The sequence below is a fragment of the Chryseolinea sp. H1M3-3 genome (assembly GCF_029360725.1).
Taxonomy (GTDB): Bacteria; Bacteroidota; Bacteroidia; order Cytophagales; family Cyclobacteriaceae; genus Chryseolinea.
In genome coordinates, this window is record NZ_JARKMY010000001.1 from 1,592,438 (window position 1) to 1,605,270 (window position 12,833).

The window sequence follows — 12,833 nt, forward strand, 5'->3', positions numbered from 1 at the left end:
TTTATGTAAGATAGTTTCAAGCAATCATTTTTTTGACATATTTTTTTAGGGATGGCTTATTCCACGCTGTTTTTTATTCGCCAATAGCGCCTAAAAAAATCTTTTCGCTGAGGATCAGGCAGTTGTAAAAAAAGAAGAAAAAATCTTTCATTATTTTTTACTCCGCAGATGCCATGCGGTGTGCCGACATACATTTGTAACATCATCCTGCAGGTGATAAAAATTTAAAACTATTTATTTAACATTTAAAAAAAATTACAATGGGTAAAATTAAAAACAACGTTGTCACTAAGGGATTTAGTGGCAAGTTCGGCGAGGACATTACGTTCCGCCAAGTAGACGGCAAAACTGTTTTTGCCAAACGTACGCTTACTTCCGTAGCACCGTCTGAACGACAAACGCAGGTGCGAAATAAGTTTGCAGAAGCTTCGCAGTACGCAGCTGCGGCGATTGCAAATCCACAAGTGGGGCAGGACTATAAAATTATGGCCGCGCTTCAGGGTTTGAAAAGCGCTTATGTTGCGGCACTGACTGATTTTCTCAGTCAACCTGAGATAGGCGGTGTACACACCAGGGCCTACACTGGTAAAGTCGGCGACATGTTTACGATGACGTCTAAGATCCTTTACAAGATCACAGAAATCAAGGTCACTGTTTTACGCGCTGATGGCACTGTATTGGAGTCAGGTAAGGCAGAAGCCATTGAGCTCAAGTGGCGTTACGTCGCAACGGTGGCTAATCCCCAGGTTGCAGGAACGAAACTCGTGCTGGTGGCGCGTGACAGAGAAGGTAAAGAATCGACATTGGAACGGGTGCTGTAAAATCAGCGACTTCAAGGTCTTCAACCTTTGGCATCCTTGCGTCAAAATTAAAACTATGTTAAACTTAAATTTCAATTTATGAGTATCATTAAAAGAATGAAGGCACCAACGCCTAAATTTTTCAGGGTCTTAAGAACAGTAGGCATTGCGTTAGCTGCAGCCGGCGGCACGTTGCTTACTGCACCGGTAGCACTCCCTGCAGTTGTTCTTTCCATCGCTGGCTATGTTTCAGTAGCAGGCGCTGTAATGACAGCAGTAAGTCAAACTGCGGTAGAATCTGAAAATTTACCTGAAAACGAGGTAGAGTAACATACGGAAAAATCACTAATTTCTTTAAGAAAATGAGTCAATATGACATCTGCGTCACGCCAGAGAGCGTGACGCTTCTTTTTACTGGGATTTATGGATTGGCGGGTTTTCTTGATTGATTTCTTCGATAATCCCCGTCCTATTTTTTCTCCGCCAACCAGCGTAAGCCATTCATGATCAACTTATTTTGCGCCTCGCTGGAGAATGATGATGACAGTGCCTTGTTAGTTCCACCATAATCCATGTCGTTATGTCCCATGTTAAAATACAACATGTTAAATTTCTTGTTGGTCCATACTACCGGATAATAACCTTCGTGCCAGATCTCGTGAGCTTTCGGACCGGTGCCCAGTGGAAAACTGGATGAATCGATGGATAGCAATATCCGTATGTCTTTGTTTTTCGCGAGATCATTCTGCCAACTATACCACTCATTGGGGGCTGCCTGAAATATTTTAGGTAGTCCATCCGTTGCCTGATGTTTTAATTCCACCTTGAGTTTAGCCCTGGTTGGTCTCCAAGTATTTCCCTTGTATTGTCCGGAACCGAGGAGTTTTTCGTGATACCAATCCCAATTCTGCGGATAAATTGATGGCGTTAAGGCGAATGCCGCAAAGTGAAATCCCATCCATGCCCCCCCTTGCTCCATGTATGTTTGAAAAGCTGCCCGCTGTACGGAATCTTCCGGTCGCGTATCCAGGAATAACACGACATCATATTTTTTCAAAACATCCGCTTTTAAATTGCTCCAGTCATTGGTAGAGTCATACTGGAAATTATTTTTTTGCCCTTGTTCCCAAAACCATTTGTTTGCTTCATGAACGAAGCTAATGTGCGCAGGATCATGTTGCGCAGTGAAGAACCCAATCACCCGAAACGACTTCTCAGGTGTAGTTTGCCCATGTAGGTCGATGACCAGCGAAAGGAAGAAAAGTATTTGAAGTATTGGAAGGTTTTTGATCCGCATAATAGTCTGAACTGGGATTTATTGATGAAAGGATTTGACGGGGATTTATTGATTGAAGGGATTTCTTTGATTGGCTGTTCTTGGTTTTGAGGCGACTCTCAATATTCACCGCGACCCGTCTTGATTCTCCCAACCATCCTACCACCCAGTCCAAGTCAATCTCAAAAGTTCATTAATCCCAGCGACCAATCAAAGTCAATCTCAAAAATCCCTATAATACCAGTCTTATTTTGGTACCCTATACTTATTCTGAAGCCTTCGATATTGCAAAGATGTAGCCCCGAAGTTGATAAGCAAGGCTACTTCAAGTTCGAAAGCTTCTAGGTAATTAATAGCTTGAGCGAGGTGAACATTTTCAAGTTGCGTAGTCGCCTTTAATTCAACCAAAAACTTTTCTTCAACGGGAAAGTCAACTCTTTTGGTACCCACCAGGACCTCTTCATAGAAAACGGTCTGTTCTTTTTCTCTTTCAAAATTGAATCCGAGTTTTTTCAATTCGATTTCAAGACATCTTTGGTAAATAACTTCATGAAATCCATTTCCCAGATAACGATGAATCTTCATAGAAGCCCCGATAATTTTTTCGGTGACATCCGCATACAGGTATACATAAAACACGATAACTAAGGCCAATCCCCCACAATTTTCCGGAGTTTTCAATACTGCACCCCTCTTAATCATCCGAGCGCATCATCAAAATCATCAATCAAACTTTATTTCCCAAATGCCCCATTCCCAGTACTTTGACAAGGAATGCAGATATTTTTAAGTAGCTCAAACAACACATTATTTATCAAAAATACATACTCAGCGCTGACACGCCTCTTAATCATCCCAACACATTATCAATGCATCAATCAAAGTTCAATCCCCCAAATCCCCTCAATCCCCGTCAGAATTACCCACCACCACGGATACCCCACTCACCGTTCTTTCCCTTTATTTGTACGTTATGGAAAACGCAGGTATTTTTAAATTCTTCAAACCAAAGCGATTGAACCTGACACGGATCATTCTCGTTGACGACCACGCCATTTTACTCGACGGCATCAAAAGCCTCCTGGAAAAAGAACAGCATCTTCGCGTTGACCGATCTTTTTTGTCAGCGGAAGAAACCTTGAAATATCTGGAGACTCAGGACGCCGATTTACTCATCACGGATTTTAACCTGCCTGGAATGGACGGGTTGTCACTTATCCATACAGTTAAACGGATAAGGCCAGATATGCGCATCGTTGTACTGAGTATGCACAATGAAATTCACCTCGTCAAGGAAATTCTGAAGGCGGGGGTCAATGCCTTTATACTGAAGAACGATTCTCACCAGGACTTGCTTCTGGCCATCGACGACGTTATGAACGGAAAGGTGTTTCTGAGCAGTGAGGTGAATCGCATGCTAATACAAAATCTCCAGAATCCTGATGAAGGAAAGTTGCTCACAGATCGTGAACGTGAGATCGTTAAACTGATTGCAAAGGAATATTCCAACAAGAACATCGCGGAAGAACTATTCATCAGCGAAAGGACCGTCGAGACGCACAGAAAAAATATTTTCCGGAAGACAGGAACGAACTCACTGGTCGGTTTGATCAAGTTCGCTTATGCCAATAACCTTATATGACACTAACCAATTTTCTTCGTGACGTTTCTTTTCCATACGGAGATTCTCCATATTCATGGTAAAGTATTTACCTACCTGACGATGGCGCAAGTTAAATCCCTCTCTTCGTTCCTCCTGTTATCGATCACCTTTAGTTTATCGGTCGCGCAGACATCAGCACCGCGGCTGGATAGTCTCGCGCGGGTAGCCAGCCTTCACAAAAGCGACACGTTAGGCGTCCTTGCCTATGCAGACCTTTGTTATGAATATCGTTTTATCAACCAGGATTCTGCGTTACGATTTGGTGAAGAAGGAATAACGCTGGGGAAAAAACTTGGATTTAAAACAGGACTCGCACAGGTCTATAGTGATGCTGCATTTATTTATTATGACCGCAGCGATTTCCAAGCTGCGTTGTCGTATTGGTCGTCAGCGCTTAGCCTTCGCATGGAATTAAAGGATAGTCCGCGGGTGGCCAGTTTACAGCTGAAACTCGGCGGTGCTCATTTCAGGGCAGGAAACTATAATGAAGCCTTGCGCTTTCAGCTAGACGCCTTAAGGTCTTACGAAGCACTGAACATGCCACAAGGCATAGCCCAGGCGTTGAATAATGTCGCCGCTGTGTATGAACAGCAACTGCACATCGATAAGGCACTGGAATATTATCAGCGGGCATTTGATATCCATCAGCGAACCAATAATGCGCATCAGATGGGTATTACCCTGATCAATATTGGAAACGTTAACTTCAGGAAGCATGACTATCGTCCCGCCAAAGTGAATTATCAACGGGCCATTGGGCTCTTGCCAGAGAATGCTGACCCAGGGAGCAAAGCTATTGCACTGAATAACCTTTCAGAGATCTATACACTTGAAAATAGAAATGACAGTGCGCTTTATTATTCAGAAAAAGCGCTGGCCCTGCGTAAAAAGACTGGCGATTTTTCGGGGATGATTTCCAGCTTGAACATGATGGGCCGCATCCATACCCGGATGGGAAACTATAGGATGGGAGAAAAGTATTTGCTTGAAGGTCTTGATTCTGCGAATAAGAAAAGCATCCTGCCTGAAAAAGGAAAGATTTACCTGAATCTTTATGAGCACTACAAGCAGCAGGGCAATTGGAAAAAAAGTCTCGAATCGCATGTGAACTATGCCATGATCCAGGATTCACTGTTGAATGAATCCGGTCGCAAGGAGATCGCTGCCTTGCAGGTGCAATATGAGACAGCCAAGAAGGAGCAACAAATAGCGGCGCAGGCCGCGGCTCTGTCGGAAAAGGAGTTGCGGATTGAAAGGGACTTCATCGTTATCGCCGCACTGGTTGTAACGCTGGCGCTATCGGCCGTTGTTTTTATGCTCCTGCGCAGCCGTCAGCGCCGAAAAGAGGAAGTGGTAAGGAAGGAAGGTGAGATCGCATTGCGGGAGGCATATATCAGAGCTTCTATAGAATCGCAGGAAAACGAACGTAAACGATTCGCGCGTGATCTTCATGATGGAATGGGTCAATGGATATCCTCCCTGAAGCTCGCCTTGTCAGAGATACACGAGGCTAGAACGGATGCGCAAAAGGTTGAAGTCCTGGAGCGAAGTGATCGCATCATGAAGGATATCAATCATGAATTCCGGAGTATTGCTTTCAATCTGATGCCCTACACGCTGATTCATTATGGATTGAAACCAGCGGTGGAGGAAATGGTAACCAGACTCAATGCGTCGGGCAAAACATTTTTTTCGGTGACAGCTTTTGATTTCCCTGGCAGGCTTAGGGAACTGGAGGAGATCTCGCTTTACCGCGTAATTCAGGAATGGACCAATAACATTTTAAAGTATGCCCACGCTTCCAAAGTAGAGATACAACTCACAGGCCATGACGATGAACTGGTTATCATGATTGAAGACGATGGCAAAGGTTTCAATGTTCAGACGCTCTATACTGGCATGGGAAATGGCTGGAAAAATATTCAGTCGCGAATGAACCTTATCAAAGGAAGTGTTCATATTGACTCTGATCCCCAACGTCATGGCACGAGCTTCACGATCAGAGCGATTGGCGTTAAAGCGACCTCAAGAGAGCAGTCCGTTGAAAATGAAAACAGTCATACAAAACATCTGGCCTGACAAACTCCGTCTCGGCTGACATCCTGATAAGCCTATATCCGTGTTGGTGGGTATATCAAAATCCAGGCGGGGCGGTATTTCGTCTACCCCACATTAGCGGGACCTTTACTTACCAAACAGTAAAGTGAAACCTTAAACCAATTGTATGACAAACAGATTTTTTGCTGCGATCATGCTTAGCATGATGGTCGTGAGCGTATGGGCACAATCATTAGGGGAATTTAAACCTACCGACACTTCGTATGGACTCAATAAGATCGCGAAGTCTAAGACCAACCGTATCTACATTGCGGGCTTTGACGTCAATTTCCAGGTGTACAATGAGAAACAAGACTATCGGCAAGGTGGCGCGATGATGGGGGGCGGCATGCGTGGGGATGCATTGGCAGAAGTTTCTGTCGGGCTAGAAGGATTGGATGAGAAGACCGTTCAGGAAATAACGGATAAGCTATACAAAGATTATATCGCCAAACTGGAAGCAAAAGGGCTTAACATTATCACCGCGGACGAAGCCGCTAAAACGGACAGCTATGATGGCTTCATGCGTATAAAAGGTGGGGCCGTCACCATGGCTGAGATCCCGGGGGTGATGAGTTGTTCACCGACAGGTTATGAATTTTTTGTTAAAGATGTGAACAAGGATGGCAAGTCTAAGAAAGGCGGATTTCTGGGCAATCAGGCGATGATGTACCCCAAGCTTTCCAAAGAATTAGGCGATGCCATTGTTGGTACGGTTGACCTTACCGTACTTTTTATCTCAGAACAAGATGGTTTTAAAGGCAATGGTGCCAAAGTAAAAGTGAAGACTTCCCTTCGCCTGATTGGTCGTGAGGCCGTGACCATGACATCTGATGCGAAGATCAAAATGAAAGGCCAGAACACCATTACAATGGTAGTGAGTGACGTCTCTTTCTACCATGGTAAAGCTGGAGCAGGTGCGACATCGGTGTACCAGGGGACGCTCTCAAGACCACTTGCTATTCTCGGCGTGCTGGATGATGAAAAGGTTACAAGCTATGCGCGTGGCGGAACGTCGGCAGGGACAGCGACGATCTACGGAACATTCTATAGCGTACGGAACGATAAAACAAAAAATGCCAAGATTGTAAATGTAGATCCTGTGAAATACAGTGAGGGCGTCTATGCCGCTGCCAATAAATTCATGACGTACCATACCGATGAATTTCTGAAATCACTTTAAGATCGCACGAGGAATTTTCTGATCGTTGTCTGTAAAGTTGGAATATAGACACCGGAGGGTTACGGCTCCGGTGTTTCTTTAGAAATCGGGCCGCGGGATTGATTGAAGAACTTGTCCTTCTTTAGCTAGCTAGTTTTTGTGAGTTTCTCCTACTGTTAGTACTGTCGCTACAGTTTTGGCCAGGAGTTGAACTCCTTTTATTTCGTTGTCGGAGGGGACACGCCTTTCTATAAAATAGGTTCCGAAGGTGCCAAGGACCTTACCGCTTGTATCTAATATAGGCATACTCCACGCTCCTTTAAATCCAAGGGCGAGTGGAAGATGCCGCAGTTCCGCCCATTTATTGTCGTCAATAAAATTTTCAGTGATTACCATCTGGCCGGTTGCAGCAGCTGCGGCGCAGGTTCCAACTTTAGCGTGTGGCTTTAAACCATCAATAGCTTTTAAATAGTCGGAAGGAAGTCTGGGCGAAGCGCCATTTCGAAGCAAGCCGTCTTTGTCCAATAGCAGAATGGATGACACAGTACCACTGCCAGCGGCCATCTCTGCAGCAGATGTGAGATAGGCAAGGATTACTTCTGTTTCTATCCCCTCGTCAATCATCTTCGTTGCCCGGTCACTGGCGTGTTCGTACATGCTCATACTACGAATGTAAAAAAATTCGGCTTCACTGATGACGATATCTAAAACCATTTTTTGTATGCGGAGGCTGTTCGTTACACAGTCCGTACATTGGCTGAATAAGGTAACTTGTTATAGTCCAACGCTCCAATGAACTATTAGCGTAAAATATTGAGATCAGACCAGTCGTCTCTAATGCAACGCATGAAAAGTATGTTTTGCGTTTTCCCAGAAGCTGTCCAACGCAATAATTCTTTGCTTAAAAAATGAAATCAGTTCGGGCCACTGATCTTTATTAAAAACCGAGACGTCTGAAATTTCTTTGTAGATTCTGGTGGTCACATTTCCATCCGCAGTGGGTGTATGCAACTGCCATTCCCATTCTTCCTGCAACGTAGCATGAAGAAGTTCTTTCAATTCCAGGAATTGCTCAAAATACAATTCCTGAATTCCGGGATCAGCATGTTGAATGGCAATGTAAATCATAGCCGACTTTGCACCAGCGTCCATACGGAAATAAACATTCTTGACCCGCGTATGATAGTTTACCCAATTAATCCTATTACCCTCTGCCGACGGTATTGGACTCATGTATTTTCCAAAGGTGGTCCAGAATTCCTGCTTGATAAGCGATGCTTGCTCCCGGGTAAACATGGTGCCAAGATAGCGATCAATATCACATCCTTACGGGACTTCGGCTTTCTTTAGGATTGATGCTACCGATATCATATCCCTACGGGACCTTCTGTCCTTTCCCCTGACCTGGGAATCGGTAGCTAATCGTCATCCAATTCACAAAAGATGTGTACCATGTCTTTATCACCTTTATGATAATTTGGACCGGGACGTACAAAGTGTTCGTTTTGGATTTTGAAGTCAAGGGCATCATCCAATAAAAACATCTGCTCCGGCCGGCTACCGCCTTCAACCAGATGGACGCGTAATGCTTCTTTACCCTTTTTGTTGATACCATAACACTGCGGATTTCCCTTTCTTAGTTTCCCGTGATAAAGGAACGCTATCTGCTGCTTGTTTCTAATGGCATCGCATATTTCTGGTCGCTGCGGGTGAAATTTCATATTCATAAAGTCATTATGGAAAAGTCAAATAGCGGCATCCACCCGACATGTACCTGCATCCCGGAATAACGGAAGTATTTAAGATGCTCCACACGCAACGATAATAGGGTCCGGAAAGGGTTACTGCCGCTCTAACTATGGCAACAGGAAATAATGAGTACTTGTTGCATTGCAAAGACGGCCTTTTCCGACATTTCAAGCGTTCGCTAGCCGAACATTTGTTTTCTGAAGGTAAAAAGAACCAGAATCAAGTTATTTTTGTTGAAATTCTCACCCTGCAGGATGTGTACCCGTAAAACATGCATTGTTTTATTGATTTCAGGTTTTATTTCCTGTAGTATTTTTGCGCAAATAAAGTCTGCCGATAGCCTTGAACAACGGCTTGATAAAGTCACTGGAAAGCAGAAAGTAGATCTTCTCAATGCCCTTACTTATAAACTCATCACCCATGATAACGAAAAAGTTATCGCCTACAACAAACAAGCCCTGGCGCTCAGTAAAAGTATCGATTATCTTTCCGGTGAAGCCCGCGCCTATACATACCGTGGTGTCTTTGAATATTTAACGGGTCAACTCCAGGAAGGGCATCGTGATCTTAATCATGGATTACAATTAGCCACGCGGGCGGGGGACAAACCTCTCCGTGGATATATTTTCCTCCAACTTGGCAACTGCAGTCTTGAAGAGGTACAGATGGATTCTGCACTCATTTTCTTTAAACAAAGCCGGGAAATTTTTAAAGATAGTACCGATCCGGCAACACTTTCCAAACTTTACCGAAATATCAGTGCTTTATATGGTCAACGTTATCAACCCGACTCACAACAAATCTATTTGGATCGGGCAATCCGAATCCGCAGATTGTTACCCGATAAAGCACTGCTTATCGAAGCACTTGTAGTGAAAGCCAATACGATGCTGATGTTGGGGGAATTTTCCCCAGCCCAGGCGTTGGTTATCGAAGCAAAGAAGATTTTAAGCAGCCGGCCGGAAGACGATGAGAACAGAAATGACATTCGCCGTATTGAGGCGCTGATTTTATTTCAAAAAGGTGCGTTTGATCAAGCATCGGTTTTATTCGACTCGGCGCGAAACTACTTTATGCAGAAAAGCCTGTTTCGTAAGTATGTTACATTACTGATCGATCTAGGTACAATCTTTTCTGAAAGAGGTGACTATGAACTTGCTTTGAATAATCTTTATGATGCATTGAAACTAAGTCAGCTTCATCACTTCGATGCTGAATCTACCATCATTCGTATTCAAATCGGGTGGGTTAATCATTATTTGGGTAACCCGGAGCAGGCGCTGTTGATGGTAAACGAAGCCATGCGTTTGAGTCCGAAAAAACTGCTCAGGGGCGATCTGGCAAACGGTCTTACTTTGAAAGGCGTAACCCTTACTGATTTAAAAAAATATTCGCAGTCACGGGCATGCCTGGATTCCGTGGTCCAGATATATCACGAGTTTGGGAGTGTTCAGGGCAAAAGCGAAACGTTGATGCATATTGGTTATCTGGAATTGCAGCGTGAAAAATATGCGGAAGCCCTTAAGCTTTATACAGAAAGTATTCAGTTGGCAGAGGGGAATCCCAACAACTATGTTCTTGCATGGGCTTACTGGGGCAGGGGACATGCGTGTTTTAAATTGGGTGATTTAAAAAATGCGGTATCGTTTTTAAACAAATCGGAAGAATATGCGAAACGAATAGGATCGAACGAAGTGATGGTAGCTAATTATAATACCCGCAGAGATCTGTTGGCTACTCAGAATCGTTTCGAAGAGGCGCTGCATTTTTCGATGCTGGCAAATCAACTGAAAGATTCCCTGCGTGGAAGTGATGTCGCCCGAAGATTTGTGAATCTCGAAAAAATACAAGAGATCGAACAACGAAATCGGGACATCCGGATATTGCAGCAGGATAAATTACTTGCAGAAAATAAGATCCAGCTTCAGGACGATAAACTGAAACAACAATCAATCTTACTCATCGGAGGTTTGATTGGTCTTTTAATGCTAGGCTTTCTCGCACTGGTTTATTACCGTTTCTATTACCGGATTAAAACGTTGAACGTTTCTATTGTCGAAAAAAACACGAGAATACAGGCACAGGCAGACAAACTCCAGGAGGTTAACAATGAACTGAATCGTCTGTATAATGAAGTGTCTGAACAGAAAAAAGAAATTCAGCTACAGACCGATAAATTATCTGAAAGCAATCAGAGCATATTGGAGATGAACCGCGGTCTCGAGAAAATTGTAGCGGATAAAACGGTCGAGCTGAGAAAAATCAATGCGGAATTGATTAAGAAAAACAATGAGCTGTTTCAGTTTTCCTATACTGTTTCACATAACCTTCGCGGGCCCGTGGCAAGGTTGTTAGGTCTTGCAGATTTGGCTGAGAAAGAAAACATCCCAGACCAAGCAAAGCAATTAACAGATTTTATCGGTGAGACGGCGCTTGAACTCGATCAGATTGTCAATGATTTGATCAGGATACTCGAGCTCCGGAACGAACCTCAGCATCATCGGGAAATCGTTAGCCTTGAAGATGAATGGTATCAGACCGTCGGCCTTCTAAAGGACAACCTTACCGGCAATGAAGAGATCTCCATAAACTTTGAAGCACTACCTGAAATTACGACTGTACGAAGTTTGCTGAAGAATATTTTGTACAACTTATTAAGCAATGCCATCAAATTCAGATCGCCGGAAAGAAAATTGAAAGTGAAAGCTACCAGTCGTACCCAGGATGGAAGAGCGATTTTAGAAATTGCCGACAATGGTCTTGGGTTTAATATTGAACTGAACCACGAAAAAGTCTTTAAACTTTACAGACGCTTCCATGCGCATGTTGGAGGTCGTGGTGTGGGCCTATACCTGATCAAGACGCAGGTTGAAGTGCTCCATGGCTCTGTGGAAGCAATTTCTCAACCGAATAAGGGTTCTATGTTCAGGGTTATTTTGCCTCTAAGTTCTGAAGAAAATCTTGTCTGACCCGTTCAGAACTCCATGTTGATCATCAAGCCTCACGGAGCAACGTGTTATTTTGTCTGTTAACAATTGCCACGGAGATTGCCTATTCCATTGGGTTTGTTTATCAACAAAAGCACCTGTAACCAATTATACTTCTAAATTAGACACTGCTGTAATCTTTCAAAAAAGATTCTAAGACATTCTTAATATTAGAATACCATGAACAGAAGAAACTTTCAAAAAACGCTAGGACTAATGGCCGCCGGTTTAATGGTGCGCCCGGCCTTTGGCATTTCATTACATAATAAGGTCGCCGATCGTCTTACAATGTCGACGGTTAATTTCAGAGAACGGTTTGTTCAAACAAAATCCAGCGACGTCTCTTATAAATCTGCTCCGTTAACCCTTGATCAAATTCCTGAATATTTTAGGGACAGGTTTAAACTTAGCCAAGTAGAATTCTGGAGTAAACATTTTGAATCACTCGATCAAAATTATCTGAAAGATCTTAAAGCTGCGCTTTCAAAAAGTAAAAGCAAGCTTGTCAATATTCAGTTCGATGAAGATTATCAAATAGGTTCTCCCGATGAATCAGTCAGAAAAAAAAGTCTTGACCTTGCACTAAGGTGGCTTGACGCAGCACATTTTTTAGGGTCTGGTGCTTTTAGAGTTAACCCGGGAAATGGAGAAGTTGGTCATGCCATAAACTCGCTGAAGACTATCAATCAGGCATGTCAATCCAAAGGACTTATACTGATGGTGGAAAATCATTTTGGTATGGAGATGGATCCTGACATCCATCTACAGATTGTGCGCGAGGTAGGAAAAAACATTTATACGTTGCCGGATTTCGGAAACTATGATAAGGCCGTGCGATATGATGCACTTAAAAAAATAATGCCGTTCGCCTATCAGGTGTCTGCTAAGACGATGGCATTCGATGAAAAGTTGAACCACGTTTCATTTGATTTCGATCATTGTATGAAAATATGCGTGGACAGTGGATTCAAAGGAATTTATTCTGTTGAGCAATGGAGCAGGGAACCCATCAAGGAAAATGAAGAGGCCATCGCCGATTGGATGATTTCCAAAATAAAAACTTATCTCTAGGCCTCCGGCTCTAGAGTAATCTGTACCA

At 43.5% G+C, this 12,833-nt stretch carries 12 protein-coding genes; 7 read left to right on the plus strand and 5 right to left on the minus strand.

Features of this window, described 5'->3' with window-relative positions:
- Positions 1 to 260: 260 nt before the first annotated feature.
- Both P2W71_RS07005 and P2W71_RS07010 read left to right on the plus strand, forming a co-directional pair.
- A complete protein-coding gene (locus P2W71_RS07005; protein ID WP_276368804.1) occupies positions 261 to 821 on the plus strand; it encodes a hypothetical protein in 561 nt (186 codons plus the stop codon).
- Positions 822 to 899: 78 nt separating this feature from the next.
- Positions 900 to 1,130, plus strand: coding sequence for a hypothetical protein (locus P2W71_RS07010; protein ID WP_276368806.1), 231 nt, complete (start codon positions 900 to 902; stop codon positions 1,128 to 1,130).
- Between the two features lie 139 nt (positions 1,131 to 1,269).
- On the opposite strand, the gene P2W71_RS07015 is transcribed toward P2W71_RS07010, so the two are convergent.
- Together P2W71_RS07015 and P2W71_RS07020 are read right to left on the minus strand one after the other, a co-directional pair.
- Positions 1,270 to 2,097 (minus strand): ThuA domain-containing protein, encoded by an 828-nt coding sequence (locus P2W71_RS07015; RefSeq protein WP_276368808.1) that lies wholly within the window; start codon positions 2,095 to 2,097, stop codon positions 1,270 to 1,272.
- 225 nt (positions 2,098 to 2,322) lie between these two features.
- Entirely contained in the window at positions 2,323 to 2,778 is a 456-nt protein-coding gene (locus tag P2W71_RS07020; RefSeq protein WP_276368811.1) for a GxxExxY protein, read from the minus strand.
- 271 nt (positions 2,779 to 3,049) lie between these two features.
- Between P2W71_RS07020 and P2W71_RS07025 the strand changes: the two genes are divergently transcribed.
- From P2W71_RS07025 to P2W71_RS07035, 3 genes are all read left to right on the plus strand, one after another.
- On the plus strand, positions 3,050 to 3,718 hold the full coding sequence (locus P2W71_RS07025) for a response regulator transcription factor (protein WP_276368813.1): 669 nt from the start codon (positions 3,050 to 3,052) through the stop codon (positions 3,716 to 3,718).
- A gap of 18 nt (positions 3,719 to 3,736) precedes the next feature.
- Positions 3,737 to 5,818, plus strand: a complete 2,082-nt coding sequence (locus P2W71_RS07030; RefSeq protein WP_276368815.1) for a tetratricopeptide repeat-containing sensor histidine kinase — start codon at positions 3,737 to 3,739, stop codon at positions 5,816 to 5,818.
- Positions 5,819 to 5,963: 145 nt separating this feature from the next.
- Positions 5,964 to 7,019: a hypothetical protein gene (locus tag P2W71_RS07035; RefSeq protein WP_276368817.1), complete on the plus strand. Its 1,056-nt coding sequence runs from the start codon at positions 5,964 to 5,966 to the stop codon at positions 7,017 to 7,019.
- Between the two features lie 129 nt (positions 7,020 to 7,148).
- On the opposite strand, the gene P2W71_RS07040 is transcribed toward P2W71_RS07035, so the two are convergent.
- From P2W71_RS07040 to P2W71_RS07050, 3 genes are all read right to left on the minus strand, one after another.
- A complete protein-coding gene (locus P2W71_RS07040; protein WP_276368819.1) occupies positions 7,149 to 7,712 on the minus strand; it encodes a GAF domain-containing protein in 564 nt (187 codons plus the stop codon).
- A gap of 120 nt (positions 7,713 to 7,832) precedes the next feature.
- Complete coding sequence (locus P2W71_RS07045; protein ID WP_276368822.1) at positions 7,833 to 8,294, minus strand: DUF4268 domain-containing protein; 462 nt, start codon at positions 8,292 to 8,294, stop codon at positions 7,833 to 7,835.
- A gap of 122 nt (positions 8,295 to 8,416) precedes the next feature.
- Complete coding sequence (locus P2W71_RS07050; RefSeq protein WP_276368824.1) at positions 8,417 to 8,725, minus strand: hypothetical protein; 309 nt, start codon at positions 8,723 to 8,725, stop codon at positions 8,417 to 8,419.
- Between the two features lie 276 nt (positions 8,726 to 9,001).
- On the opposite strand from P2W71_RS07050, the gene P2W71_RS07055 reads away from it, so the two are divergent.
- Positions 9,002 to 11,716, plus strand: coding sequence for a tetratricopeptide repeat protein (locus P2W71_RS07055; protein WP_276368826.1), 2,715 nt, complete (start codon positions 9,002 to 9,004; stop codon positions 11,714 to 11,716).
- A gap of 198 nt (positions 11,717 to 11,914) precedes the next feature.
- Positions 11,915 to 12,805 (plus strand): sugar phosphate isomerase/epimerase family protein, encoded by an 891-nt coding sequence (locus tag P2W71_RS07060; RefSeq protein WP_276368829.1) that lies wholly within the window; start codon positions 11,915 to 11,917, stop codon positions 12,803 to 12,805.
- The last annotated feature ends 28 nt before the right edge of the window (positions 12,806 to 12,833 follow it).

Bases quoted from the DNA above. Each gene is read 5' to 3' on its own strand.
- P2W71_RS07055 (WP_276368826.1), top strand. From the start codon at position 9,002: ATGTGTACCCGTAAAACATGCATTGTTTTATTGATTTCAGGTTTTATT.
- P2W71_RS07010 (WP_276368806.1), top strand. From the start codon at position 900: ATGAGTATCATTAAAAGAATGAAGGCACCAACGCCTAAATTTTTCAGG.
- P2W71_RS07035 (WP_276368817.1), top strand. From the start codon at position 5,964: ATGACAAACAGATTTTTTGCTGCGATCATGCTTAGCATGATGGTCGTG.
- P2W71_RS07015 (WP_276368808.1), bottom strand. From the start codon at position 2,097: ATGCGGATCAAAAACCTTCCAATACTTCAAATACTTTTCTTCCTTTCG.
- P2W71_RS07045 (WP_276368822.1), bottom strand. From the start codon at position 8,294: ATGTTTACCCGGGAGCAAGCATCGCTTATCAAGCAGGAATTCTGGACC.
- P2W71_RS07005 (WP_276368804.1), top strand. From the start codon at position 261: ATGGGTAAAATTAAAAACAACGTTGTCACTAAGGGATTTAGTGGCAAG.
- P2W71_RS07050 (WP_276368824.1), bottom strand. From the start codon at position 8,725: ATGAATATGAAATTTCACCCGCAGCGACCAGAAATATGCGATGCCATT.
- P2W71_RS07060 (WP_276368829.1), top strand. From the start codon at position 11,915: ATGAACAGAAGAAACTTTCAAAAAACGCTAGGACTAATGGCCGCCGGT.
- P2W71_RS07020 (WP_276368811.1), bottom strand. From the start codon at position 2,778: ATGATTAAGAGGGGTGCAGTATTGAAAACTCCGGAAAATTGTGGGGGA.
- P2W71_RS07040 (WP_276368819.1), bottom strand. From the start codon at position 7,712: ATGGTTTTAGATATCGTCATCAGTGAAGCCGAATTTTTTTACATTCGT.
- P2W71_RS07025 (WP_276368813.1), top strand. From the start codon at position 3,050: ATGGAAAACGCAGGTATTTTTAAATTCTTCAAACCAAAGCGATTGAAC.